Genomic DNA, 24,249 nt, shown 5'->3' on the forward strand with positions numbered 1-24,249 from the left:
GTTATGTTCACGGGCATTGTCGAAGAACTCGGACACATCCGCCGCCTCGCGCACAGCCCCAACGGCGCGCGGCTCGAAATCGCCGCGCAAGCTGTGCTGACCGGCGCCAAACTCGGCGACAGCATCGCTATCAATGGCGTCTGCCTGACCGTCGTCGAACAAGGCGCGGATTGGTTCGCCGCTGATTTGTCGGCGGAAACGCTGAACCGCACCAGCTTGCAACAGGCACGCACCGGCACGCGCGTGAATCTGGAACGCGCGTTGTTGCCGACGACGCGGCTGGGCGGCCACCTGATGCAAGGCCACGTGGACGGCACGGGCCGCTTCAGCGAAGCCCAGCCCGTTGGCGCAGGCTGGACGGTACGCATCGGCTTCCCTGCCGAACTGGCGCGTTACATCGTCGAGAAAGGCTCAATTGCGGTGGACGGCATTAGCCTGACTGTGGCGGCGCTCGGTGATGACTGGTTCGAGATTGCGGTGATTCCGCATACGTGGAAGATGACGAACCTGAGCGCACTCGAACGCGGCGCGCTGGTAAATCTGGAAGTGGACGTCATCGCCAAATACGTTGAAAAAATGCTGCAACCACACTCACCGCAACGCAAAGAAACCTTGACGCTGGAAAAGCTGACCGAACTTGGCTACTGAACCAGCTCGCGGTTGAGCATGCGCAGAGAACCAACTGCCAACTGCCAACTGCCAACTGCACTATGCCTTTCGCACCTATCGCACAAGCTATCGAAGAGTTCCGCGCCGGACGCCTCGTCATCATCGTGGATGACGAAGACCGCGAGAATGAAGGCGACCTGTGTTGCGCCGCCGAAAAGGTCACGCCCGAAATCATCAACTACATGGCGCGCGAAGGGCGCGGCTTGATCTGTTTGCCGCTGACCGAAGCGCGTTGCGATTTCCTGAATTTGCCGTTGCAAGTTTCGGAAGCTGAGAACGGCACCGGCTTCGGTACGGCGTTCACGGTTTCGATTGAGGCACGCACCGGCGTGACAACCGGCATCTCGGCGGCGGATCGCGCGCGCACGATTTTGACGGCGGTTGATCCGGCGTCAAAACCTGCGGACATCGTGCGGCCCGGCCACGTTTTTCCGCTGCGCGCGCGCAATGGCGGCGTGTTGATGCGGCCAGGCCAAACCGAGGCCAGCGTAGATTTGGCGCGGCTGGCGGGGCTGACGCCAGCGGGCGTTATCTGCGAAATCATGAATGATGACGGCACGATGGCGCGCTTGCCCGAGTTGGAAGTCTTCGCGGCTAAACACGGCCTGAGCATTATTTCGGTCGCCGATTTGATTCGCTATCGGATGAGCAACGAGGTCTGCGTGCGCCGCGTCGCCGCGGCCCGTGTGCCAACGATTCACGGGCAATTCAACGCGGTCGCCTTTGAAAACATGCTCAACGGCGAAGTGCATCTGGCGATGGTCTTGGGCGAGATCAAACCTGATGAGCCGACGCTGGTGCGTGTGCATACGCAATCAGTGTTAGGCGATGTGTTTGGCAGTTTGCGCGACGATTACGGCGCGCAGTTGCAAACGGCGCTGCAACACATCCGCGCGGCGGGTTGCGGCGTGGTGCTCTATTTGAAACAGGAAATGCGCGGCGTCGGGCTGGCCGATCAATTGCGCGGCTATCAGGCGTTGGATGAAGCGGGCGAGCCGACAATAGCCCGCCGCGACCCGCTGCGCGAGGTGCGCGATTACGGCACGGGCGCACAGATTTTGCACGAACTGGGCATTCGGAAATTAAAGCTGTTGTCGAATCGTCCGCCGAAACTGCACGCGTTGGAAGGCTTCGATCTGGAGATAGTCGGGCACGTGCCGCTGACGCAATGACGTTCACGCGGGCTTGGCCTCTTGCGTTTCAAAACGCTTCGTCTCGTCTTCAACTACGCTGATTGGCTGTTTGGCCGCCGGAATCGAATTGGCGTCGCGTTCGAGTTCGTTGGTTGAAATGACGCTGGGCGTTTCGACGGCGGATGGCATCGCTGACGGTTGTGGCTGATAGTTGAAACTCGATGCTTGATACTCTTGCCATTGCGGCTCCGGCGCTTCCTGTAACTCCTCTGGCTTGGGCGCGAAAAAGACGCCGTTGATCACATGCGCCACGCCTTTCGCCACCGGGATCAGACCCAGCACCCACAAACTCGCCAAGACCTGCGGAATCCCGACCACCGGAAAATGCACATTGCCGCTGGTATTGATGGCCGTTTCAATGTTGTTGAGGAAACCGGAAAGCAGCGCCCTTTGCAGTATTTCATGCCAGGCAAACATCAACGCCCCGCCGCCAAAAATCGAAAGCATGCCTTGTTGCAAACTGTGTTTGCGCGTGTTGGCGAGTTTGACCTTGTTGTACATCCGCCGCAGGTCTTTGAGCGTCTTGCGCATTTCGCGGACGACTTGAGGCGGGAGAGTAGCCGCTGGCGCTGTGGGCGTCGCTGGCGTTGCGGCAGTCGCAAGCGAAACAGGCGGTTGCGCTTGCCCCGCAACCCACCAATTCTGCTGCCCGCTTTGGTTAGGCTGGTTGAGTTTGTTCGTCTGTGCTTTGAGATTCTCTTTGACTTGCTTATACCCTACGCTCAAATTCTTACCCAATTCCTTCAAATCGGCCTTGAGCGTCTCGAAATCAATCTGCCCGCCTTTGCCTTCCATCGCATCCACAATCGCGCCTAAGTTGGCGCCGCAACTGCGGCAATAACGCTGGCCGGGCACGGCTTTGGTCGAACAGTTCGGACAATACATAACGGGTCGCTCGCTTTCGTTGGGGTTTTGAATGCGGTCGTGACTACGTCTTGCCGCGCCGTTTTGTTCCGCCGAGCTTGACGTATGCGGCGCGCACGACGGTCTTGATGTTGCCGCGCACGTGAAAATCGCCTTCGATGTGGCATTCGAGCGGGTCACAGGCGGCAACGAAATCGGCCAGGATTTTATTGACCACGTGCTCGTGGAAGATTTTCACTTCGCGGAACGAATTGATGTAGAGCTTCAGCGATTTCAATTCGAGGCAGCGCAGGTTCGGCACATACGTCAGTTGAATCGTTGCAAAGTCCGGGAAGTCTGAGAACGGACAAATCGCCGTGAATTCCGGCATGGTGAATTCGATCTCGATGCGCTTGCCGGGATATTCGTAGGCAAACGTGTCGAGCGGTACCAGATTCATCTCGGCTTCCGGCGTCGAGCGGATTTCGAGATGCTGTTCGGGCGAAATCTCGCGCAAGGGCAGCAGTGATCTCTGGTCTTTTGCTTTCTTTTTAGCCAACTCAATTACTCCTCAATAACAAACATCATGAGGAGCGTAAGCAAGTGAGCTTCAAGCCCTGAAAGGGCGACATTCAATAGCCCAGGGCAACGCCCTGGGTTCCGTTTACCAAATAATTCAAGCCCTGAAAGGGCGTAATTCATACGCCTATTTCGCCCTTTCAGGGCTTGAGAAATTCCGGCTCTCCTCACCAGGGGCGTTGCCCCTGGTTATTAAATTTCGCCCCGTTGGGGCTTTTCAGCATGACACGATGCCACTTGCTCACACTCTCTATGCTGATTACTTCTGCAACTCTTCCACAATCCCCGCCGCAATCGTCCGCGCCTCTTCCAACTGCTCCGGCGCGAGCGAGATGGCGGCGACAACCGCGTGGCCGCCGCCGCCGTAGCGTTCGCAAATCGCGGCCAGGTCGTGCGTGCGCGGGCGCGGCGCCCAGGGACTCGATCCGACCGAAATCTTTGAGCGAAACACCGACTGGCTAACGCTCACGCTGTAGGTCACTTCGGGGTGCAAATAATACGGGATGAATTTGCTGTAGCCTTCCATGTCGTAGCCGGCTACGTCGAAAAACACGACCGGGCCGATGACGCGCGCATGCTCGGCAATGATCTTTTGCGCGAGCAAGTGGCGTTCATAGAGCGGTTCGATGCGCGCGACGACATAAGACAACCGCACGACTTCGCTTATGGGCCGCACCTGCAAGTCGCGGATGATCTGTTCGGCCAGCGCGGTGTCACGGTCGTTCTCGATGACCAACCCCAGCCGCAGCGCGTCCTCTTTCATTTCGACCGGCACGGCGGGACTGTCATACAACGCGCCGTCAATGATGTTGGCCCAGTGGATCAGTTCGCCGACGGGCGTGGGATCAAACCCGAATTTCTGTTGTGCGGTGTCGGCGATGAATTTGGTGCACGATTTATAACTGGCGTCCACAAATTTTTTGCCGCTCGTGTCGGCGCGAAACTGGGCTTCGTCGGCGGGCGTCAGGAAGGCGCTTTTGTGATGATCGAACCACCAGGTGAGGCGCGCCGAGTTGCTGAATTTGAAATCCACGATGGCGTTTTCGTCGCCGTCAAACCCGGCTTCGTCAAACAGCGCACCGGCGCGGTGCATCATGGGCATGAAGGTCTGCGCCCAATCCGGGTGAATCTTTTCGCGGTAAAAGCGGCCAAAGACGGCAGCGGATGAGACTCCGTCAAAGCAGTTGCCGTGGTAACAAATCTTGAGCGTTTTCATGGGTAGTGTCTGCAAATTCCTTTTTGTTTGGGCCTGTGGCTGGTCTCGGAAGTATGCGACAGCTTACGCGCTGGCAACCGCTGGATGCAAGCGCTACTGCTCTACGGCGCGTTCCTCACCAGGGCTTTTGCATCGTCGCCAGCGCGAGAGCACGTGAACGGCTTGACCGAATCCTGACCCCTGATTCCCGATGCCTGCCAGCCTGAAAATACCGGCTGATTTTCAATTTGTCAGGAATCAGGAGTCGGGAGTCAGGATTCGGCGCAATGTCTTTAGCTGGTGATTTGAGGACTTTGCAAAAACCTACTTTCCTCACGCAGCGTTTGCAACGAGGCGCGGATGCGTTGCTGCGTTTTCTCGCCCAGGCGCGGCACACTGTCGAGGCCGCCACCCGCGACAAATTTGGCGAAGTCCGCCAGGTTGGTGAGCTGAAATTGGTGATAGAGGATTTGCAGCGTCTTCATGCCGACGCCATCAACCTGCAACAAATCAAGCACGCTGGCGGGAATCTCGCGTTTGACCTCTTCGTAGGCTTTGAACGTGCCGGTCGTGAGCAGGTCAACGATTTTTTGGCTGATGGCCGCGCCGATGCCGGGCAATTCGCGCAGGCGGGCCACACCGCTCGCCGCATACAAATCAGCGAGCGGCGTGACCAGGTCGGCGATCAGGTCAGCGGCGTTGCGGTAAGCGCGCAACTTGAATTCGTTGTCGCCGCGCAATTCCAGCAAATCAGCCAGACGGCGAAAGACATTGGCAATCTCAGCATTGGTCATCGCGGAACTGTCAGTTACCCCATCATACTGGCGAAGAATGAACCCACCAGCGCCGCTAAAACATACAACACAACATGCGGGATCGCCGCTGTACCCGCCTTCATCTTGTGCGTCACCGCCGCACAGCCAATCGCCAGCAAGACGATGCGCCAGATGCTGAACACGTCAATGAACGACGCCAGCCCGGTGACGAATTTCGGCAAACCCGCGCCCGCCATCGTCAAAATCGCGCCCAGATTCGAAGCGACCGGGTTCATTACATCAATGTCTTCGGGGCTTTTCAGATAAATTGAAATCAGGGTCACGACCAAATGCACAAGCCCCACCGCGAGATAAGCAAAACATACGGCAGAAAGCACGCCTTTGAACGTATTGCTGGCGCCCATAATGGCCGTGAAAAGTTTGAACACGCCCGCGACGATCAAGACCATCACCAGAAAACCGAAAGCCGCGCCCGCCGCGCCACGCACTTTGCCGCGCGTGACGTTTTCCGGCTTGAGTTGCGCCTCAGCTTGTTTCTTGGCCTCTTCGATCCGGTCTTCCGGCACATTCATCTTCTGCATGATCTCGCCTTGCATCTCGATCTGCTTCTTGACGATGTTTTCGTAACCGAAACGGTTTGTGACCGAAAACTGGATCACCCCGCCTAAAATCGCCAGGCAAATCAGCGGAATCAAAACACGCGGCGCGCGGCCAATCTCGGCAAAGGTTTCGCCCGGCGAAAACAGCACGCCGGTCAAGCGTGCAAAGAAATTTTGGGGTTTGGGTTCAGTTTCGGGCGCGGCTGCGCCTGCCACAGGTGAAGCGAGGTTCTGTCCGGCTTCCATAAATCCTCCTCGGATAGGGCAATGAAAAGGGGTTGTTTCAGAGGCTTCGCGCACGCGCCCAACTACACGCGCGCGTAAAGCGGACTGGATTGTTGGTGGACTGCTTCAAGTACGCTGTCAGTCTTGGCCGGGTTCGTGGAGAAAGCAAGCCGTCCAGTGTCCAGACTCAATTTGGACAAAGGCGGGTTCTTCAAGTTTGCAACGTTCCGTGGCGTGCGGACAGCGCGTGTGAAAGCGGCAACCGGGCGGCGGCGCGAGCGGCGTGGGCACGTCGCCGGTTAAACGCGGCGCGCTGGCTGAACGCGCGGCGGGGTCAGGTTGCGGAATGGCGGCGAGCAAGGCTTGCGTGTACGGGTGCAGCGGCTTGGCGTAAATCGCGTCGGCGGGCGCAAGTTCGACCAGCTTGCCCAGATACATCACGCCCACGCGCGTCGAGATGTGTTCGACCACCGCCAAGCCGTGCGAGATGAACAGGTATGTCAGGCCGAATTGCTCCTGCAAATCCTGCAACAGATTGACGACTTGCGCCTGCACCGAGACGTCCAGCGCCGAAACGGGTTCATCGGCGACGATGAAATCAGGGTTGAGCGCCAGCGCCCGCGCGATGCCGATGCGCTGGCGTTGACCGCCGCTGAATTGATGCGGATAGCGGTTGGCGTAATCAGGATCAAGCCCAACGACGCGCAACAATTCGGCCACGCGGGCGCGGCGTTCCGGCTTAGTGCCGAGGCCGTGGATTTCGAGCGGTTCGCCGACGATGCTGCCAACCGTTAGGCGCGGATTGAGTGACGAATACGGGTCTTGAAAAATGATTTGCATGCGCCGCCGCAAGCCGCGCAATTCGCGTTTGCCGAGTTCGGTCAATTCCTGCCCGTCGAATTTCACCGAGCCTTCTGTCGGTTCAAGCAAGCGCAACAAACAGCGCCCGACTGTCGTTTTGCCGCAGCCCGATTCACCCACCAACCCCAATGTTTCGCCGCGTTCGATGGTGAACGAAACGCCATCCACCGCGCGCACGAGTTGTTTGCCAGCGGCGGGGAAATGTTTTTTGAGGCCGGTGATTTCGACGAGGGTCATCGTGTTTTGCGCGGCAGAGTCTGACAGATTTCGGCGACCGAAGGCGTAAAGCCCGGCAGCACTTGCGAGACGACGCGCTCCTGGCCTGTGAAGGATTGTCCGCTGTTGTAGGCGCGCGGTTGCCCTGTGCGGCGGGGTTTCAGGTTGCGCACTTCGATGAGGTTATTGGCTGGGTCTACCAGCCACAACTCGCGCACGCCGAGCGCGGCGTAAGTGTCGGCTTTGGTGTTGCGGTCATAGATCGCGGTGCCCGGCGAAATGATCTCCACCACTAAATCAGCAGTGGCGGGATGTTGCAAGTCGAGCTTTTTCAGCAAGCGCGCTGAAACATAAAACAGGTCTGGCTCGATGTAAGTATCGGGGTTGAGCCAAAGCGCGGCGCGGGGCGCAAAGATCACGCCCGCGTCCCCGATTTTAGATAGATGCAGGATGAACAATTGATTGAGCGTGGCCCAGGCCAGATTGTGCAGCGCGGTTGGCGGAGGACTCATATACAAAACCCCCGCGATCAACTCGAACCTGGAGCTGTCCTTTGGCGCGGGCAAGCTCCAGAACTCTTCGAGCGTGTACCTTTTAATCAGTGGCGAAGTTGACAACATAACAGCCTCACAATAACAGCCTCACAAACTTGTTTTCGGAATGCGCTGTGATTCTACGGCTGACGGCTAATTTTGGCTATTGATAAAGCTCATGCACACGCACACAGCGCGAGGCGTGATTCGCGCTTACTTCTTCCAACGCAATCTCGCCCACAGTGCATTGCGCTTGCTCGTGCGGACAGCGCGGCGCGAAACGGCAGCCCGGCGGCAAGTCGAGCGGATTGGGCACGACGCCTTCGATGGTTTGCAAACGCGCGTGCCCGGCTTGCCTGCTACCCAGCTTCGGCACCGCGCGCAACAAACCTTCAGCGTAAGGATGACGCGGGTTGGCGAACAATTCGCGCACAGGAGCTTCTTCGACAATCTGGCCCGCATACATCACGGCGACGCGATCCGCCGTTTCGGCCACGACGCCGAGGTCGTGCGTGATGAGTAACAGCGCCAGCTTACGGCGTTCGCGCAATTCGTTTAGCAAATCCAGTATCTGCGCCTGAATCGTCACGTCCAGCGCGGTCGTCGGCTCGTCGGCAATCAACAGTTTCGGATCACAGGCCAGCGCCATTGCGATCATCACGCGCTGGCGCATGCCGCCGGACATTTCGTGCGGATAGGTTTTGGCGCGCGCTTCAGGCGCGGGGATGGCGACGTCGCGCATGCCTTCGACGGCCTGGTTCCAGGCTTCGCGTTTCGAGACGCCGCGATGCAAGCGGATGGCTTCGGCAATCTGTTCGCCGACCGTGAAAACTGGGTTGAGCGAAGTCAGCGGGTCTTGAAAGATCATGGCGATGTCATCGCCGCGCATGGCGCGCATTTCAGCCTCGCGAAGCTTCAACAAGTCGCGCCCCTCGAACCGGATTTCGCCGCCAATAATGCGCCCCGGCGCCGCGATCAGCCGCAAGACCGAGAGCGCCGTCACCGATTTGCCGCAACCCGATTCGCCGACCAGACACAGGACTTCGCCCGCCCGCAAACTGAAGCTCACGTCATCCACCGCGCGCACCTCGCCCCGCTCGGTCGAGAAATGCGTTTGCAGATGACTGACCGCCAGCAGCGGCGCGGTTTGATCCGGTTGCATAGCGGCCTTATTTGACAGGCTTTTTCGGCGCGAGCAGGAACGGTTTGAGCGCCGCGTAGGTCTCATCCACCGCCGCCGAAATCTGATCGAGGTTGGCGTTGAATTCCTGCTGGTCAACGACGCGCAAGCTCAGATCAATGCGCACAAAGATGTCGCCGTCTTTGTTGTCCAGCCCGACTTTGACGCGGTCGAGGTCGTCATTGAGGGTCAACAATTTTTGCAGCAGTTCCGGCGAAGTCTTGATCTCAGCCTTTTCCGCCGCCGTCGAAACGAAGATGAGCATGCCCTGCGAATAAATGGTGACGACCGAAATTTCGGGCAATTGATTGCCTTTGAATTTCACCACCCAAACGCCCTCTTTGGCCTTGGCATAGGCCTGACCAGAGGCTTCGAGCAGTTGCACGACTTTGGCTTGCGCAGCCTTGTCCGCTGCTGTGGCAGTTGCAGTTTGCGAGTTGGTTTGCGCTGGCACGGCGACAGCACAAACCAACGTCAGCAGTAAGGCGAGTGAGAGGGAACCTGTTTTTTTCATCAAGGCGACTCCTAAAAGATGATCTTGCTGGATTAGTTCAACAAGTTGACAGAGTAAGCGGAAAACACCGGATCAACGCTGACCAATGTCAAGTTTTCGGCGATTGCTTGTGCAATCAGCAGCCGGTCAAACGGGTCTTTGTGATGAAACGGCAAATTTTCCAGGGCGAGAACGTTGGGTAATTGAATCGGCAAAAGCTGTAAGCGATTGGTTTGTTGCTGGCTCGCCAGCAACAGCGGCAACGGGTTCTGTAAATGTAGCTTGCCAATTTGCGTTTTGATCTGCAACTCCCAAACGCTGGCGATGCTCAACACCCATTGATTCAGGCCGGGCTGTAAAACCGCTCGCAAATGGCCGGGAATGCGCTGGGGTTGTTCGTCCGCCCAGATCAGGATTTGCGTGTCTAACAGCAGTTTCATGCTTCTCCTAACCAGAACTCGTCCGGCAACGGAGCATTGAAATCCTCGCTCATCCAACTCTGGCCGTTCTGATGAAGTCCCAGAATGTGCGCGGGCGGCTCACCATTTTTGGCTGGTGCTTCCTCAAGCATCGGCACTAACCGCGCCACTGGCTTGTCGGCTTCCGTCAGAATGATCTCTTCGCCATTCCGCGCCAAAGCGAGTAAGGCGCTCAATTGCGTTTGTGCTTCTTGTACGTTGATCGTGCGCGTCATTTTCGCCACCTCACTTGGTTGAAAATTTCTGCAACATCTGCGGAAAAATCTGAATGCCTTTCGGCGTGCGCGCTTTGCCTTCGAGCAACACCTCGCGCGTGCTCACTTGCTTGCCATAAACCTCTTCATTCGCCTGCTTGTCGGGCGCGATGACCGCGCCTTTGAGTTCCAAACCGGCAAACAGCCCACGGCTGCGCGAATACGAGAGAATCTGTGCGCGCAACAGTGCATCGGTCGAGGCCGAGGCGTTGCGTCCCACCGGCCCCGCCGAAGCCGCCGCGCCCGCACCAATTTCAAATTTGTCTTTGAGCAGGCCTTCGACGCCGCCCTGATTCATAATCACCAGCACCAAATCCACCGCCTGCCCGCCAATTTGCAAGCCGAAGCTGCCCCCGCCGATGGTGAAAAACACGGGCGCGCCCCACGAACCGCCGTCGTCGCGCCGGCAACTAATCAGGCCTTTGCCGTACTGGCCGCCGATGACGAAGCCGGCCTTTTTGACCGAGGGGAAAACAGCGACGCATTTGGCACGTTCGAGAATTTCATAAGGGATGGCTTGATCGGGCGCGGACATGATTTCCTGAAACGCCTTGGCGGCTTTTTGCGTGCGTTCGCGTTCCTCATAGGTTGAGAGTTGCGCCAACGCCGTGGCCGTGCTGAGTGAAACGCCAAGCAAAATGACGAGCAAATAGACGATTCGGTTCAAGTGCATAAATCCTCCGCCAAGGCTTCCTGCGCCTTGCGTCACGAAACAGCCAACGTTTGGGAGCGCGCCCTTTCTACCTTGCAGCAGGTTGATTTTCAAGCACCGCTTCGTTTTCCCAAGCGCGGGTTGCGGGATGTGCGTTAGCAGATCAACGCGAATTTGGCTAAGATGCGCGCGAGCACTTCGGCTCATCACCACGGCAATGAAACAAGTAAAAGGGCGGGCGCATGGCGGCAGTCTTGACTCCCCAGACACAACACTTCGACCAGACCCAGGCGGCGCGCACCGCTACCGCATCTGAAGACCGTCTGCACGCCTTTGAGCAGTTCACGCTCGTGCCCATGACCGCTGGCGACATCATTGATCGCGCCGTGCGGCTGTACCGGCAACATTTTCTGGTCTTCCTGCGCATCGTGTTGGCGCCTAGCCTGATCGCCTATGCGGGCGGCATTCTGTGGGCCATCGGCCTGCGCAATTTTTCGTTTGAACGCGGCGACCAGCGCATTTTGTTGTCGCTGGCGCTGCTCGGCGGCGGCGGCGTATTGTGGCTGATTGGCAAGGCGCTGTTTCTGATGTTGCTAGGCGGCGCTTCGCGGATCTTGGTTTGGCACTTTTTTGACGGAACGCCGTTGCGCGCACGCGACGCTTTTCAGGCGGTGCGCGAACGCCGCTGGAGCCTGTTGGGCGCGACGGTGCTGGTGGCGATCTTGCTGCTGACGGTGCTGATGCTGGTTTACACGGTGGGTTCGTTCGCGCTGTTCTTTTACATCATGTTCGCGCTGTGGCTGCTCAGCGGCTTGCCGCAGTGGGTGCAGGGTGTCTTTCATTTTCTGTTCGGCACCGTGATCGTGGCGGGCGGTGTGCTGCTGCTGTTGCTGACTTACGCGCGCGTGGTTTGCGTGCCGCAAGCGATGATGGTCGAGGGCAAGAACGTTTTCGCCGCCATCACGCGCAGCTTTCAACTGGCGGGCGGCGAAACCAAACGCATCGCCGCGCTCGTGTTGTTTCAGTTTTGCGTGGCGGCTTCGTTGTACTGGCTGCTAATGATTCCACTGGGCTGGTATGGCTATTGGCACGGCGTGGAAATCAGCCTATTCAACGCGCACGCGCCGCTCTGGTTCAGCATCGCGCAGCAGACGCTGGCACAAGTGGGCGAAATCCTCATCGCGCCGATTGTCCTGCTGGGCTTCACGCTGTTGTATCTGGACACGCGCGTGCGCAAGGAAGGTTTTGATGTCGAACTGCTGGCCAATCGCGTGTTGCCAGCGGCGGACTACACGCCCAAGCCGGTGCCCGTGACTGAACATCAGGTGCGGGAAATCACCTGGGACGAAACACTGCCAGTGACCGAACCACCGTTGGCGACGGAAAGCGCGTTTGACTACCCGTCAGGCGAATTTGCCGAAGTCGTACCACTGACCAACGCGCTGGGCGAAGCCCTGGCCCAGCCTGTTTCCGTGGTGGCAGAAGAACCGCGCGGGCTGCGTTTCTGCCCAGCCTGTGGCACACCGGCTGAGCCGCAACGGTTGTTCTGTTCAAGTTGTGGCATACGTTTTTGAAGCGATGCATCCTTTGACCCGAAAACTACAACGCATCACGGCTTGGCTGGTTTGCCTCTGTGCACTTTCACTGTTGACGCACGCCAACACGCCGTTGACTGACTACCGCCAGCGTGTCGCCCGCGCCGCTGAACTTGCCCAGACCATCGCCAAGCAGGCGCCCGCCACCGACGCACAGCTCGCGCAGTTGCAAACGCTCAAACAATGGCTGCCCGCGCAGGAAGAGATCGAAGCGTCCGGCCAATCCGTGCGCGTGGACAACGCCTGGGTGCACGCAGCGCTGAACACGCTGCGCACGGAACCCGCCGCGCAAGCCGCGCAACTGGCCGAACTGGCTGACCGGCTGGCGGCCTTGCAACAACGCCTGGCCGATCCCGACAGCGGCGGCAACCTTGCTGCCCAAGCACCGCACGACCGGCTCACCCGCATCCTGTCGCAACCGGAATACCGGCAGGAACAGCAGCAGCAGGAATCCACGATCAAACAATGGATTACCAAGATATTGCGCAAAGTACAGGCGTGGTTCCGCAAACTGTTCAGCGCCAGCCCCAAAGCACAGCCGAGCCAGTTCACGCTCAACCTGACGCGGCTGCTGATCGGCGGTCTATTTTTGTTGGCCTTGCTTTATGCCCTGTACAAATTCTTCCGCTGGTTCGGCACGCGCAAACGCCGCCAAGCGACCGAATCCAGCCCGCGCGAAATTCTGGGCGAAGTGATCGGCGAAACCGCGACCACCGAAGATTTGCTGGACGCGGCCCGCGCCCTGGCCGCGCAAGGCGATTATCGCGGCGCGATTCGGCGCGCTTACATCGCGCTGCTGTTCGAACTGGAACAGCGCGGCAAGCTGCGGCTGCACCGTGCCCACACCAATCGCGACTACCTCGACGCGCTGCGCTACGAAGCGTTGCTTTATCCCACCTTCGTCGCGCTCACGCGCATGTTCGAGCGCATCTGGTACGGCCACGCCAACGCCACCGAATTCGATTTTGAAGGCTTCCTGACAGGTTATCGGGAAGCGGTTGGGGGAGAGTAGTCAGCAGTCAGTAGTCAGTAGTCGGTAATTCGGACTAACCGCTCAGACTAACTGCCCGCTACACACTGCTTACTAGCTTCCGGCTACTGACTACTGACTACTGACTACTGACTACTGACTACTGTTTCCTATGCGTCAATATCTAAGCTTGATTCTCACGTTCGGCTTGGTGCTGCTGGTGCTCATTGGCTTGAGCGCGGCGGGCAGCCTGGAATTCGACCGCCAGGATGAGAACGAGCTGGCGCCGGTGCGTTCCAGTTACAACCCCGGCCCGACGGGGACGCGGGCGTTGTATCAGTTGCTCGAAGAAACGAATTACCCGGTGGCGCGTTGGCGCGAACGGTTCGGCGAATTGAAGCACAAGGCTGCTGGCGGGTTGCTGATTCTGGTGGGGCCATTTGCGGCGGCGGATGAATTGGAAGAACCTGAAGTGAAAGCGTTGCAAGCCTGGCTGAACGCGGGCGGACGCACGCTGGTCATCAGCCGCGCACCGGCGGAGCAGTTCGGCGATTACACCATCCAGGCGAAGATGCCGGACAAATTGCCTGCCGCCAGCGCGCCGCCCGAACAGATCGTCAATCCCAAGAGCGATGAATTGATCACGCAACCAACCGCATTGACGCGCGACTTGCACGGCCTGGCCCTGTCGGAATTTGCCGCGCGCCTGAAATTCCACGCGCCTGACAATCAGCCTGACAATCAGCCTGACAATCAGCCTGACAACCAGAAGGACGAACAAGCTGTGCCGGAAAGCACGCCGAAAAAGGCTGCCCAGGCTGAAACCAAAACGGAAGAAGATCAGATTGCGGAAAAACGTATGGCCGAGCTAAAGGCCGTGCATTTCAACGGCAGGCTACGGGCGCCCGTCATTCACTTGGGCGACAAAGAGGGCGCGCTGTTGGCCGATTTCAATTACGGCGCGGGGCGCGTCGTGTTTTTGTCCGATCCTTTCGTCGTCGCCAATCACGGGCTGGCGCGCGGGGCGAATCTGCAACTGGCGCTCAACCTGATCAACGCGCTGCGCCAGGCCGGCCGCCCGATCCTGTTTGACGAATATCACCACGGCTATCGCAGCGAAGAGAATGCACTGGTGCGCTACTTTCACGGCACGCCGTTCTGGTGGGTGCTGGGGCAGTTGCTGCTGTTGGGCTTGCTGCTGGTTTACAGCCAAGGCAAGCGCTTTGCCCGCCCGCTGCCCTTGCCGCAAGTAGACCGTCATTCGCCGCTCGAATTTGTCGGCTCGATGGCCAGCTTGCAGCAGGCTGCGCAGGCCCGCGATCTGGCGATTGAAAACATCTACCCGCGTTTCAAAACGCGTTTGTGCCGCCGCCTGGGTTTGTCCGGCAAAGCCGGGCCGACCGAAATTGCCGCAGCCATGCGCGAGCGCCCCCAATTCGCCGCCGTGGCCAATGAGTTGGAACTGGCGTTGCGCGAGAGCGAATACGTGTTGCAGGGCGACCGCATTGACGATCAGCGGCTGGTGGAATTAGTGGCGACGTTGCGGCGGGTTGGCGCTGAGTTGGCGCGATAGCAGCGGGCATAAATTGCCGCAACAACCCGTCCGCAGCCTTCGTATCCTGAGTTCGCATCAACGAACTTTCACTCATCATCAACGGAGACGCTTATGTTTTGTCCAGGCTGTGCCATTCCAGTTACCGACGAGACGAAATTCTGCAAAAGCTGCGGCGCAAACTTGCGCGGCGTGCGCGAAGCGATGACGGGGCGCGACGAGCCATTCGACTGGTCGAAAACCTGGGTCGCCGAGATTTTCATGACCGAAGAAGAGCGGGCGCGGCGGCGCGGCGTCACGCCTGAACAAAAACGCCTGAATGAAATCAAGGCCGGGGTTATCACGACACTGGCCGGTGTTGGGGCGATGATCTTTTTGTATTTTTTTCTGGGCGCAGTGGCGAACCATGAACCGGACAAAGACGCCGAAATCGTCCGCCGCATCTGGCTGGCGGGCGTCGTTCCCTTCCTCGTCGGCATCGGCCTGCTCATTAACGGCATCTTCCTGACCAAGCACCCAGTGCGGCAGGCAACGTCACCGCCGCTGCCCACGCCACTGCCAGCACCTACGACCAATCAACTCGAAGCGCCGCGCACGAATGCCAGCGTCGTCGAACACACCACCGCCCATTTGCCCGAACGGCGCGCAGCCGTTTCAGCAGTGCGCGGTGAAGATGGGCGCTGAAATGGATTGCCACAGAGGCACAGAGCGAGGGCTTTGGGGACTGGCAACCCAATGCTATTACTCTATGCCTCTGTGGCTCTGTGGCAAAGCTTCCGTTTATTTCTTCGGCTTCGCGCCCTCTTCAAATACAACCTCGCCATTCACCACGGTCAACGCACAGCGCGTTTTCAAAATTTCAGATTCGGGAATCGTCATGATGTCCGCCGACAGCACCGTCAAATCAGCCAGCTTGCCAATTTCAATCGTGCCGCGCGACTTCTCTTCAAAGGCCGCAAAGGCCGCCCAGAGCGTGAACATTTTCAACGCCTGTTCGCGTGTGACTTTTTCTTCGGGATGCCAGCCTGCGCCCGAAAAGCCCTTGGCGTCCTTGCGCGCGACCGCCGCATAAAACTCGATCATGGGTTCGCCGCGTTCAACCGGCGCATCCGAACCGCCCGCGATGACGTTGCCCTGTTTCAGAAACGTCTGCCAGGCATACGCGCCCTTCAACCGTTCCATCCCCAGCCGCGCCGGCGCGAAGTGCAAATCGCCGATGGCGTGCGAGGGTTGCATCGAAGGGATGATTTTCAGTTTGGCAAAGCGTGGGATGTCATCGGGATGCACGATCTGGGCGTGTTCGATGCGCCAGCGCGGATCGTCGCGCGTGGTGCGTTCGATGGGCGCGACCTCGTTGAAGGCGCGTTCGTACCAATCCAGGATCGTGCGATTGGCGCGGTCGCCGATGGCGTGGACTTCGACTTGAATGCCTTTCTTCAACGCCTCGCGCAACAGCGGCATGACCTGCTCTTCTTTCTGCGTTAGGAAGCCGTTGGTGTCGTGATCGGCGTAATTTTCGAGCAGCGCCGCGCCTTTGGAACCGAGCGCGCCGTCAATGCTGATCTTGATCGTGCGCACTGTCAGCCGTTGGTCGTAGAGGCCAAGCTGCGGCCCTTCTTTCAACAAGCGCTGCGCATCGGCGCTCGGCCCGCGAATGGCTTCATACAGGCGAATCTTCAACTTCCCTTCCCCGTACAGCCGCTTGGCCATTTCGACTTGATCGTAGCCGACACCCGCGTCGTGCACCTGCGTCCAACCGAGCGCGAGGCTGCGCTGATCGGCCAGGATGAGCGCGCGTTCGTTATCTTCTTTGGTTGGGCCGGGAATCAGGCGTTGCACCAAACCCTGCGCGCGGTCGAGCAGCATGCCGTTGGGTTCGCCGGTTTGCTTGTCCTTCATGATTTCGCCGCCAAACGGGCTGGCCGTCGTTTTATCAATGTTCGCAAGTTTGAGCGCCGCGCTATTGACGACGGAACCGTGTCCATCAGCGCGCGTCAAAACGACCGGATTGTTTGGCGCGATCTTGTCGAGGTCTTGGCGCGTCGGAAACGCTTGCGGTTGCCAGAACGTCTCGATCCAGCCGCGCCCCGTCACCCATTCGCCGGGCTTGGCCTTGTCCACGCGCGCTTTCACTTTGGCGAGGAAATCGGCCAGGCTGGTCGTGCCTTCCAGATTCAAATTCATTTCGCGGAAACCGACGCCGCTGAAATGATAGTGCGCGTCGGCGAAGCCCGGATAGACGGCCTTGCCCTTCAAATCAACCACGCGAGTCGTCTTGGCCTCGAACTTTTTCACGTCGGCGGTCGAGCCGATAAAGACGATGTGGCCGTAGCGTATGGCGACGGCTTCGGCCTTGGGTTGCGCGTCGTTGACGGTGTAAACGACGCCGTTTTTCAGGACGAGTTCAGCGGGTTCGGGTTTTTCAGGTTGTTGCGCCGTGCCGTGCGTGAAGGCGGCAAACGCCGTCAGCGTGATGAGCAGAAACAGGGCCGTGATTCTCATTGCGATTCTCCGGTGGAAGTGGTTGTTGAGTGTTGACGTGGCCGTGATTGTAGCCGGTTGGTGTGACAATCCAAAATTCGCCGTCACAGATTGGGGCACATTTGGTAGGCCTATGCGAAATTCACGGTTTGTGGCTTCAACGGGTTTAGCGCCAGCGGTGCGGCATGTTTATAGGTTTGATGCGCCAACATTTCTAAGCTCCAGAGGAGCGACATCTGACACATTTCGCTCCTCTGGAGCTTTGGGAAATCACTGCACGGATACTATAAACATTAGGCTCCTACGGAGCCGGGATTGCCGCTGCTGAAAGCGGTCTTGTGCGGCTTTTCAAGCCAGCATTTTCGCCCTCAGCATTCCGAAATCGAGCGGCTTGGTAAAGTAATCGTCGCAGCCATACGCCACCGCGCGTTGCTGGTATTCGGCGCTGCCATACGCCGTAATCATAAACACGCGCAGGTGTTGGTGTTTCGCTTTGATCGCTTTCAGCAAGTCCAGCCCGTTCATGCCCGGCATATTGATGTCTGACAGAATGAGCGAAACATCGCCCACCACTTGTTCCAACAAAGCGAGCGCCTCTTCCGCCGACAGCGCAAAGTAAAACGCAATCTGCCCCGCGCGCACTTCGCGGCGAAAGCGTTGCTCGAATAACAAGCGCACGTCAGCTTCGTCGTCTACGACCATGACTTTCATTGTGCGTTCCTCCCGTTGCGCGGCAGGCGCACGATGAATTCGGTGAACTCGCCCGGCTCGGTTTCCACTTCCAATTGTCCGTTGTGTTGCTGCACCACGATGTCGTGGCTGATCGAAAGACCCAAGCCCGTTCCCTGCCCGGTCGGTTTCGTGGTGAAAAACGGATTGAAAATCTTCTCGCGCACTTCGGGCGGAATGCCCATCCCGTTGTCGCGGATGCGAATTTCCACCGCATCGCCGAGATTCACCGTACTCACGCGCAGTTTCGGCACAAAGCCTGCGCCGTTCTTTTTCGCTTTGTCGTTCACGGCATAACAGGCGTTGTTCAGCAGGTTGAGAAACACTCGGCTCAGGTCTTGCGGGATGGCTTCGACCGTTCCGGCATCGCTCGCCAGGGCGCGTTCGATGGTGACGTTGAAGGACGAATCCTGCGCGCGCATGCCGTGATAGGTCAGGTTCACGTATTCATCCAGCATCGCGTTGATGTCGGTCGCCTGGCGCTCGCCCGCCTGTCCGCGCGAATGCAGCAGCATGCTGCGCACAATGCCGTCGGCGCGTTTGCCGTGTTCGTTGATCTTTTTGGCATTACCGGTCAGATCGTCGAGCAGGTCTTCGATGTTTTCGAAATCTTTCTCAGGAATCGCGGCTTTGTGTTTGTTGATGTCTTCGCGCAATTCGTCCATCAGTTCCACCGACAGGTCGGCGAAGTTGTTGACGAAGTTCAGCGGATTCTTGATCTCGTGCGCGATGCCTGCGGTTAAGGCTCCGAGCGAAGCCAGTTTTTCCTGCACCACTAACTGGTCTTGTGTCGCCTTGAGATGGTGATAAGCATCGGCGTTGTCGAGCGCAATCGAAGTATAAGCCGCGAGGTTTTCGAGCAGATCGAGGTGGTAATTGGTGTAAGCGTTCGGCTTGAAACTTTGCACCGTGATGACGCCCAGCACGCGATCTTTCATCATCAGCGGCAGGTACATCATCGAAGCGGGCGCAGTCGAAATCCCGCCGCCTTCCAGATTCCGGCGCGGCTCTTCGTAATGCGTAAGGTATTTGGAATACTCCGTCGCTACGTCGTTGATGAACACGGGCTGACGATGCTCAAGGCACCAGACGGGAAACTGGTTGCGGTCGTGCGTATCGCGGGTATAAGGCGCGTAACGTTTCCCGCTTTCCATCGCCAGCCGGTAATCAATCTCGTGGCGTTCGGGATGGTAAAGGCCGACGCCGAAGATGGTCGCGTCTACCAACTGATTTACGTGTTCATAGAGCCGCAGGAAGATCGTGTCCAGATCGAGCGAAGAGGTCAGGTCTTTGCCGATTTCGCTGAGCAGTTCGACGTTCTTGTTGCGTTCGTTTTCGGCTTGCAGCGTTTTGGCTTGTGCCGCAGCGGTTTCGGCGCGCAACTGGGCTTCGCGCAACGCGGATTTCTCACGTTCACGCGCCACGACGCGACGACGGATCAACCGTGTAACCGCATATCCCAAACCCGCCAGCGCCAACGCATAAGCGCAATACGCCCACCAGGTGCGATACCAGGGCGGCAGAATCGTCAGGCGGTATTCGGCTTCGGTGCCTGCCTGCCCCAGCGCATTCAGCGCCTTGACGCGAAAGCGATAGCTGCCCGGCGGCAGGTTCGTGTAATCGCGCCGCGTTTCCAACGTCCAGGCTGACCAGTCGCGGTCAAAGCCTTCGAGCATGGTTTGAAATTGATTGCGCGTCGGGTCTTCCAGACTCGCCGCCGCATACTCAAAGCGCAAGGAGTTCTCGCCATACGCAACCGGCGACACACCCTGCGCCGCCGCGTTGCCGCCACCACCGGCATACAGCAATGTCTTGGCTTGTTCGCCTGCTGTCACGCGCCGCACCAGCACCGGAAAGCCTTCGTTGCTGTTCCGAACCTGTGCCGGATCGTAGCGGTAGACGCGATCCTGCCCCCCCAGCCACAACACGCCGTCCTCGTCTGTATGCAGCCAGATTACACGACCATCGCCGATGCGCTGCAAGATTCGCTCATTCATTTTGAAGCTGCCGTCGCTTTGCCGTTGAAGCAGCACCGGGCGCACGCCGAAGTTGACCCAAAGGCTTCCGTCCGGCGCTGTCGCTAGGGTGTATTCTTCAGGAGAACCGCCCGTCGGAACCGCACCAAAGAGTTTAGATTCCACGAACCGTCCGGTTGCGGCGTCGAACTCGCGGACGCCGTTGCGAGAAGCAAAAATGACGCGCCCGGCTGCTCCATGCACACTGACGCCGCCATCTGTCGGCAGCCCATCGGCCTTGCCGAAGCGCTTCACTTCCGGGTTCAACAAGGAATCGCCCTGCAAGCGCACGCGCACCACGCCCTGAGATTCCGTGCCCAGCCACAACAATCCCGGTTCCGGCTCTACGATAGATCGGACTATCGGCATTTTTGCCACCAGCCCCTCATCTACCCAGCGCCCCGCAACGTCCCATCGAAAGGACGCCAGTCCTTCGCCAGTGGCGAGCCAGATGCGATTGGCATTCTGCCGAGCATGGGCCATTGCATAGGAACCAGCATCAATAGCTTCATTGTGAAGAAATGGTGTCGCGGTATTCCCCGTTATCTGCAAGATGCCATCACGACTGCCTGAGGCAAGCAGCCTGTCGCCATGCACCAGCAAGCCAAACGTCGCTTGCGACTCAGAACCCGGCACAGGCCGGAACATACCGGTCGCGGAGTCCAGACGGCCAATGCCGGATGTGGTTGCTGCGTACAAATCGCCGCGATACCGAACGAGGTCATTGATGAATGCCGACATGCCCGCCACCGCGCCAAATTCGGTCAGCGGAGACGCGACCTCGACTTTCGCTATCCCGTTCTGCAACCCCAGCCAGAGCGTACCCACCCGGTCAATAAAGACACCCAGTACGCCGTCAGATGGAAGGACTGCGACACGATCCAGATAGCGTCGGGTCTTGCCGTTGTGTTCCAGAATCAGAAAACCGCCCGTGAGTGTGCCTAAGCCCAAAGCGCCATCACTAAGAATCGCACCTCGGTAAAGTTTCTGCTTGAGCAATAGCGGCGCGGCTTCCGTCACAAAGGGCGTGAGAACGGGGCGGCTGCCGCTATCGTCCAACAAGAAGAGTTGGCCACTGCGCAGCCCCAATAAACTTTGTTGTGCGTTCTGAGCGCCAGCCTCTTCATGCGGCAGCATCACTCTGATTGCACTATCGCCGGTTTGCTCTTTCAGTTCGGGCAGTGGCAGCGGCTTCAGTGTATCGCCCGCCAACTGCTGTAACCCCTCCCCAATCGCGGTGACATAGAGCTTTCCGAACATGTAAAACGCCCGGATAAAGCCTGTCGCAGGTTTCCAACTTTTGACGCGCCATCCTTGCCCGTCCGGTGTCAGCCGGAAGAGACGCTCGCGCGCCAGGAAGTAAACGCCTTCCGGTGTCGTCTGAACCGCTTGCACATCCTGAAAAGCACGATCTGCCTGCGGCACGAACTCCAACAGCGAAACGAACTTCATCGCGCCAGTCTTGTCCGGTTGCAGATAGCCGAAATCCCCTGTTTCGCCTACGAAAATGCGCCCGTCCGATCCCTTGTCCAGCGCACGAACAATAGCGCTGTGCGGTGTCGCTATAGTGCGCCAGGACGTTCCATCGTATTCCAGGACTCCGTTGCCGCTACCGGCGTAGAGAATCCCCCGGTCATCTTGCGCGAACGACCAGATTTGCGGGGTTCCGCGATAATCCTGCGGGCTGAACCAGGTGACGAAGGGCAAGCCCGTCTCGGCGCGTTGGCGGTCGGGCGGAACGGTGGGTTTTTGTCCCTGCCCCTCTGGCGGAAATGCCAGCAACAGGCCAAGCAAGAAGGCGATGGTTAAGGTTGTGTGTTTCATCGTTTTCATCCAGATCATTATTCGCGCACCGTGTGGGGCAGGATTTAATCCTGCCCTACATCTCAACCGTGTGGGGCAGGATTAAATCCTGCCCCACAGCCCTACAGCCCTACAGCCCTACAGCCCTACAGGTCTGCGCGCCGCCAGCTCCAGGGCCACGCCTGCCATTCTTTCACCAGTCCCGCTTTGACGGGGTTATTAAGAACGTAACGAATCGTGCGCTGCCATTCTTCGTGGTTGCGACTGTAACGGTCATAACTTTCTTCCTGCCAAAATGCGCCCGTGCGTCCGAGCAAAAGATTGGCTTCGCGGGCGGAATACCGTTTGATCGAATGCATGATCGAAGCCAGCGAATGAAACGTGACGGCGACAAATTGCCGTTGCCCGTCTTCATCTGTTGTCAGATAGCCCGGCTTGCGGTCACGATCTTCCACCAGTTTGTGGTTCAAACATGCGGTCTTTCCGGCTTCCGTATCAGGCAGCGGCATGAGTACGGTGTGTACGTGATTCGACATCACACAGTAAGCGTCGAGCCGGTAACGTTCGCCATCCAGATGGTGAAAGGCTCCTTTGACGAGCGCGGCAATACGGTCATCTTTGAGCCAATGCGGGCCTTCGCTGGTGTTGTGCAAATAGTCTTCGAATCTTTGAAACCAGCGCTGCTCACGCGCCAACGCCTGCTCATCTTCGCTGGCTTCTGCCAGGTCTTCATAGATCGAATCCAATTCTTCACGCAGTGTCAGCCAGACTTCGTGCGGAATCGAATCGGCCAACCGGAACGTGAGAAAGAACGTGGCGCCAGGCGGTTGAAGGTGCGGCAGGCGGCGGCGGTATTGTTGTTTGTACTTCAACGTATTCATACGTTTTCCGCGCGATGTGGGGCAGGATTCAATCCTGCCCCACATATCATTCCGGTTCATAAGTCTTCCGCGCGGTGTAGGGCAGGATTTAATCCTGCCCTACACCTCTACTGATACCGCACGCCCAGCACCGTCATATCATCCGAAGCCGGAGCGCCTTCGGCGAACGCGGTCGCTGCTTGCGTCACCGCCTGCACCAATTCCTCGACGCTCAAGGACGAACTGCGTTCACTGAGCAATCGCACCAGCCGCTCTTCGCCGTATTCTTCCTGTCGCGGATTCATCGCTTCGGTGATGCCGTCGGTGAACAGCAACAGCGTGTCGCCCGCCGCAAGCTGCACCGTCGCCGTGTCGTACTTGACCGTCCTGAGCATCCCCAACGGCAATCCGCTCGCGGCGTTCAGCGTTTGCACCTGATCGCCCCGCACCAGATACGGCGGATTGTGTCCGGCGCGGCTGTATTCCAATTGTCCGGTCGCCAGATCGAGGATGCCGTAAAAACAGGTGACGAAGTGCGATGTAGCGCGACGCTCGCCGTACAGAAACTGATGGGCTTCGTGCAAGCATTCGCGCGGCGACAAGCCTTTGCTCGCCGCTACGCGCAACACCGTGCGGCTGACGGCCATAAACAGCGCCGCCGCGATGCCCTTGCCCGACACATCGCCGATGGTGAACGCCAGCCGCTGGTCATCAAGCAGGAAGCAATCAAACAAATCGCCGCCGACCTCTGCCGCTGGAATCATCGCGCCATAGACCGACAGGCGTTCGTGGTTTGGGAAGACATGCGGGACGAGCGCAGACTGAATGCTGCGCGCCAGTTCCAGTTCGCGTCCAAGGCCGAGCAGGCGGTCACGATCCTGCGCCGCCTGTTTGCGTTCGACGGCTTCGGCAATGGCGCGGTCGAGCGTGATTTCCAAATCCTGAAAATCAATCGGCTTGGTGATGAAATCAAACGCGCCGCGATTGAGCGCCGTGCGGATGTTCGGCATATCGCCATACGCCGAAACAATCACGGAACGCAGCAGCGGATGCGCTTCACGCAAGCGCGACAGCAGCGTCAGCCCATCCATCACGGGCATATTGATGTCGGTGAGCACGACGTCAACCAGATGGTCGGCTTGTAATATGGCGAGCGCCTCTGCGCCGTTGCTGGCGAATTGAAAGGTGAGCAAATCCGCGCGAATGCGTTTGCGGAAGCGTTGCGTGATGAGAATTTCGAGGTCGGGTTCGTCGTCTACGACAAGGATTTTGTGTGGCATGTTGTGTCCAAGTTCCCATTCCGTACTGCTGAATTGTTGGCGCGCCACCAAGCGGGCCGTGTTGGCCTTCCTGGTTTTGGGGATAGTACAACAGCCGCGAATGTGCTCAATAGCAGCCGCCGCGAAACCGCGAATAATGTTCGCTCCGGCGTTGTCACTGATTTTTTTTCAGCACCGGGAAGAATCCAACGCCCTGTGCCGTCTAAACGTTTGTGAG

At 58.4% G+C, this 24,249-nt stretch carries 23 protein-coding genes; 6 read left to right on the forward strand and 17 right to left on the reverse strand.

Translation table 11 applies throughout. The annotated features are described in order from the left end of the window. The first annotated feature begins 3 nt into the window (after positions 1-3). Both HY011_08450 and ribB read left to right on the forward strand, forming a co-directional pair. Complete coding sequence (locus tag HY011_08450; GenBank protein ID MBI3422958.1) at positions 4-648, forward strand: riboflavin synthase; 645 nt, start codon at positions 4-6, stop codon at positions 646-648. Between the two features lie 62 nt (positions 649-710). Beyond that, positions 711-1,841 carry a 3,4-dihydroxy-2-butanone-4-phosphate synthase gene (ribB, locus tag HY011_08455; protein MBI3422959.1) on the forward strand — a complete coding sequence of 377 codons (1,131 nt, stop codon included), beginning with the start codon at positions 711-713 and terminating at the stop codon, positions 1,839-1,841. Between the two features lie 3 nt (positions 1,842-1,844). On the opposite strand, the gene HY011_08460 is transcribed toward ribB, so the two are convergent. The 12 genes from HY011_08460 to HY011_08515 form a co-directional block, all read right to left on the reverse strand. Beyond that, the gene (locus tag HY011_08460) at positions 1,845-2,747 is read right to left on the reverse strand and encodes a zinc ribbon domain-containing protein (GenBank protein ID MBI3422960.1); all 903 of its coding nucleotides are present in this window, start codon (positions 2,745-2,747) and stop codon (positions 1,845-1,847) included. A 43-nt stretch (positions 2,748-2,790) separates the two neighbouring features. After that, a complete protein-coding gene (queF, locus tag HY011_08465; protein ID MBI3422961.1) occupies positions 2,791-3,165 on the reverse strand; it encodes an NADPH-dependent 7-cyano-7-deazaguanine reductase QueF in 375 nt (124 codons plus the stop codon). A gap of 378 nt (positions 3,166-3,543) precedes the next feature. Beyond that, positions 3,544-4,500 carry a phosphoesterase gene (locus HY011_08470; protein MBI3422962.1) on the reverse strand — a complete coding sequence of 319 codons (957 nt, stop codon included), beginning with the start codon at positions 4,498-4,500 and terminating at the stop codon, positions 3,544-3,546. Positions 4,501-4,772: 272 nt separating this feature from the next. Next, on the reverse strand, positions 4,773-5,273 hold the full coding sequence (locus tag HY011_08475) for a hypothetical protein (GenBank protein ID MBI3422963.1): 501 nt from the start codon (positions 5,271-5,273) through the stop codon (positions 4,773-4,775). Positions 5,274-5,287: 14 nt separating this feature from the next. Beyond that, complete coding sequence (locus HY011_08480; protein ID MBI3422964.1) at positions 5,288-6,100, reverse strand: YIP1 family protein; 813 nt, start codon at positions 6,098-6,100, stop codon at positions 5,288-5,290. Positions 6,101-6,217: 117 nt separating this feature from the next. Beyond that, positions 6,218-7,177, reverse strand: a complete 960-nt coding sequence (locus HY011_08485) for a dipeptide ABC transporter ATP-binding protein (protein ID MBI3422965.1) — start codon at positions 7,175-7,177, stop codon at positions 6,218-6,220. Beyond that, positions 7,174-7,776 carry a Uma2 family endonuclease gene (locus HY011_08490; GenBank protein MBI3422966.1) on the reverse strand — a complete coding sequence of 201 codons (603 nt, stop codon included), beginning with the start codon at positions 7,774-7,776 and terminating at the stop codon, positions 7,174-7,176. The genes HY011_08485 and HY011_08490 overlap by 4 nt, the downstream gene beginning before the upstream one ends. Before the next feature lie 76 nt (positions 7,777-7,852). Continuing rightward, positions 7,853-8,851, reverse strand: coding sequence for an ABC transporter ATP-binding protein (locus HY011_08495; protein MBI3422967.1), 999 nt, complete (start codon positions 8,849-8,851; stop codon positions 7,853-7,855). 7 nt (positions 8,852-8,858) lie between these two features. Next, complete coding sequence (locus HY011_08500; protein ID MBI3422968.1) at positions 8,859-9,383, reverse strand: YbjN domain-containing protein; 525 nt, start codon at positions 9,381-9,383, stop codon at positions 8,859-8,861. Between the two features lie 32 nt (positions 9,384-9,415). After that, entirely contained in the window at positions 9,416-9,802 is a 387-nt protein-coding gene (locus tag HY011_08505; protein MBI3422969.1) for a type II toxin-antitoxin system VapC family toxin, read from the reverse strand. Beyond that, positions 9,799-10,056, reverse strand: coding sequence for a type II toxin-antitoxin system Phd/YefM family antitoxin (locus HY011_08510; GenBank protein MBI3422970.1), 258 nt, complete (start codon positions 10,054-10,056; stop codon positions 9,799-9,801). Before HY011_08510 ends, HY011_08505 begins: the two co-directional genes overlap by 4 nt. 10 nt (positions 10,057-10,066) lie before the next feature. Continuing rightward, a complete protein-coding gene (locus tag HY011_08515) occupies positions 10,067-10,768 on the reverse strand; it encodes a lipid-binding SYLF domain-containing protein (GenBank protein ID MBI3422971.1) in 702 nt (233 codons plus the stop codon). Positions 10,769-10,989: 221 nt separating this feature from the next. Here HY011_08515 and HY011_08520 point away from each other — a divergent pair, with 221 nt between their 5' ends. The 4 genes from HY011_08520 (at position 10,990) to HY011_08535 (ending at position 15,548) form a co-directional block, all read left to right on the forward strand. Continuing rightward, complete coding sequence (locus tag HY011_08520) at positions 10,990-12,321, forward strand: zinc ribbon domain-containing protein (GenBank protein ID MBI3422972.1); 1,332 nt, start codon at positions 10,990-10,992, stop codon at positions 12,319-12,321. A 13-nt stretch (positions 12,322-12,334) separates the two neighbouring features. Further along, positions 12,335-13,354, forward strand: coding sequence for a DUF4129 domain-containing protein (locus HY011_08525; protein ID MBI3422973.1), 1,020 nt, complete (start codon positions 12,335-12,337; stop codon positions 13,352-13,354). Between the two features lie 130 nt (positions 13,355-13,484). Further along, complete coding sequence (locus HY011_08530; GenBank protein MBI3422974.1) at positions 13,485-14,885, forward strand: DUF4350 domain-containing protein; 1,401 nt, start codon at positions 13,485-13,487, stop codon at positions 14,883-14,885. Between the two features lie 93 nt (positions 14,886-14,978). After that, positions 14,979-15,548 carry a zinc ribbon domain-containing protein gene (locus tag HY011_08535; GenBank protein ID MBI3422975.1) on the forward strand — a complete coding sequence of 190 codons (570 nt, stop codon included), beginning with the start codon at positions 14,979-14,981 and terminating at the stop codon, positions 15,546-15,548. Positions 15,549-15,644: 96 nt separating this feature from the next. Here the strand turns inward: HY011_08535 and HY011_08540 are convergent, their stop codons facing one another. The 5 genes from HY011_08540 to HY011_08560 form a co-directional block, all read right to left on the reverse strand. Next, positions 15,645-17,366: an amidohydrolase gene (locus tag HY011_08540; GenBank protein ID MBI3422976.1), complete on the reverse strand. Its 1,722-nt coding sequence runs from the start codon at positions 17,364-17,366 to the stop codon at positions 15,645-15,647. 327 nt (positions 17,367-17,693) lie between these two features. Further along, positions 17,694-18,056 (reverse strand): response regulator, encoded by a 363-nt coding sequence (locus tag HY011_08545; protein MBI3422977.1) that lies wholly within the window; start codon positions 18,054-18,056, stop codon positions 17,694-17,696. Then, the gene (locus HY011_08550) at positions 18,053-21,913 is read right to left on the reverse strand and encodes a GAF domain-containing protein (GenBank protein MBI3422978.1); all 3,861 of its coding nucleotides are present in this window, start codon (positions 21,911-21,913) and stop codon (positions 18,053-18,055) included. Before HY011_08550 ends, HY011_08545 begins: the two co-directional genes overlap by 4 nt. Positions 21,914-22,038: 125 nt before the next feature. Further along, entirely contained in the window at positions 22,039-22,773 is a 735-nt protein-coding gene (locus HY011_08555; protein ID MBI3422979.1) for a hypothetical protein, read from the reverse strand. 107 nt (positions 22,774-22,880) lie between these two features. Then, positions 22,881-24,032, reverse strand: coding sequence for a SpoIIE family protein phosphatase (locus HY011_08560; GenBank protein MBI3422980.1), 1,152 nt, complete (start codon positions 24,030-24,032; stop codon positions 22,881-22,883). Positions 24,033-24,249 lie beyond the last annotated feature (217 nt).

It is taken from the genome of Acidobacteriota bacterium, from assembly GCA_016196035.1.
Taxonomy (GTDB): Bacteria; Acidobacteriota; Blastocatellia; order RBC074; family RBC074; genus JACPYM01.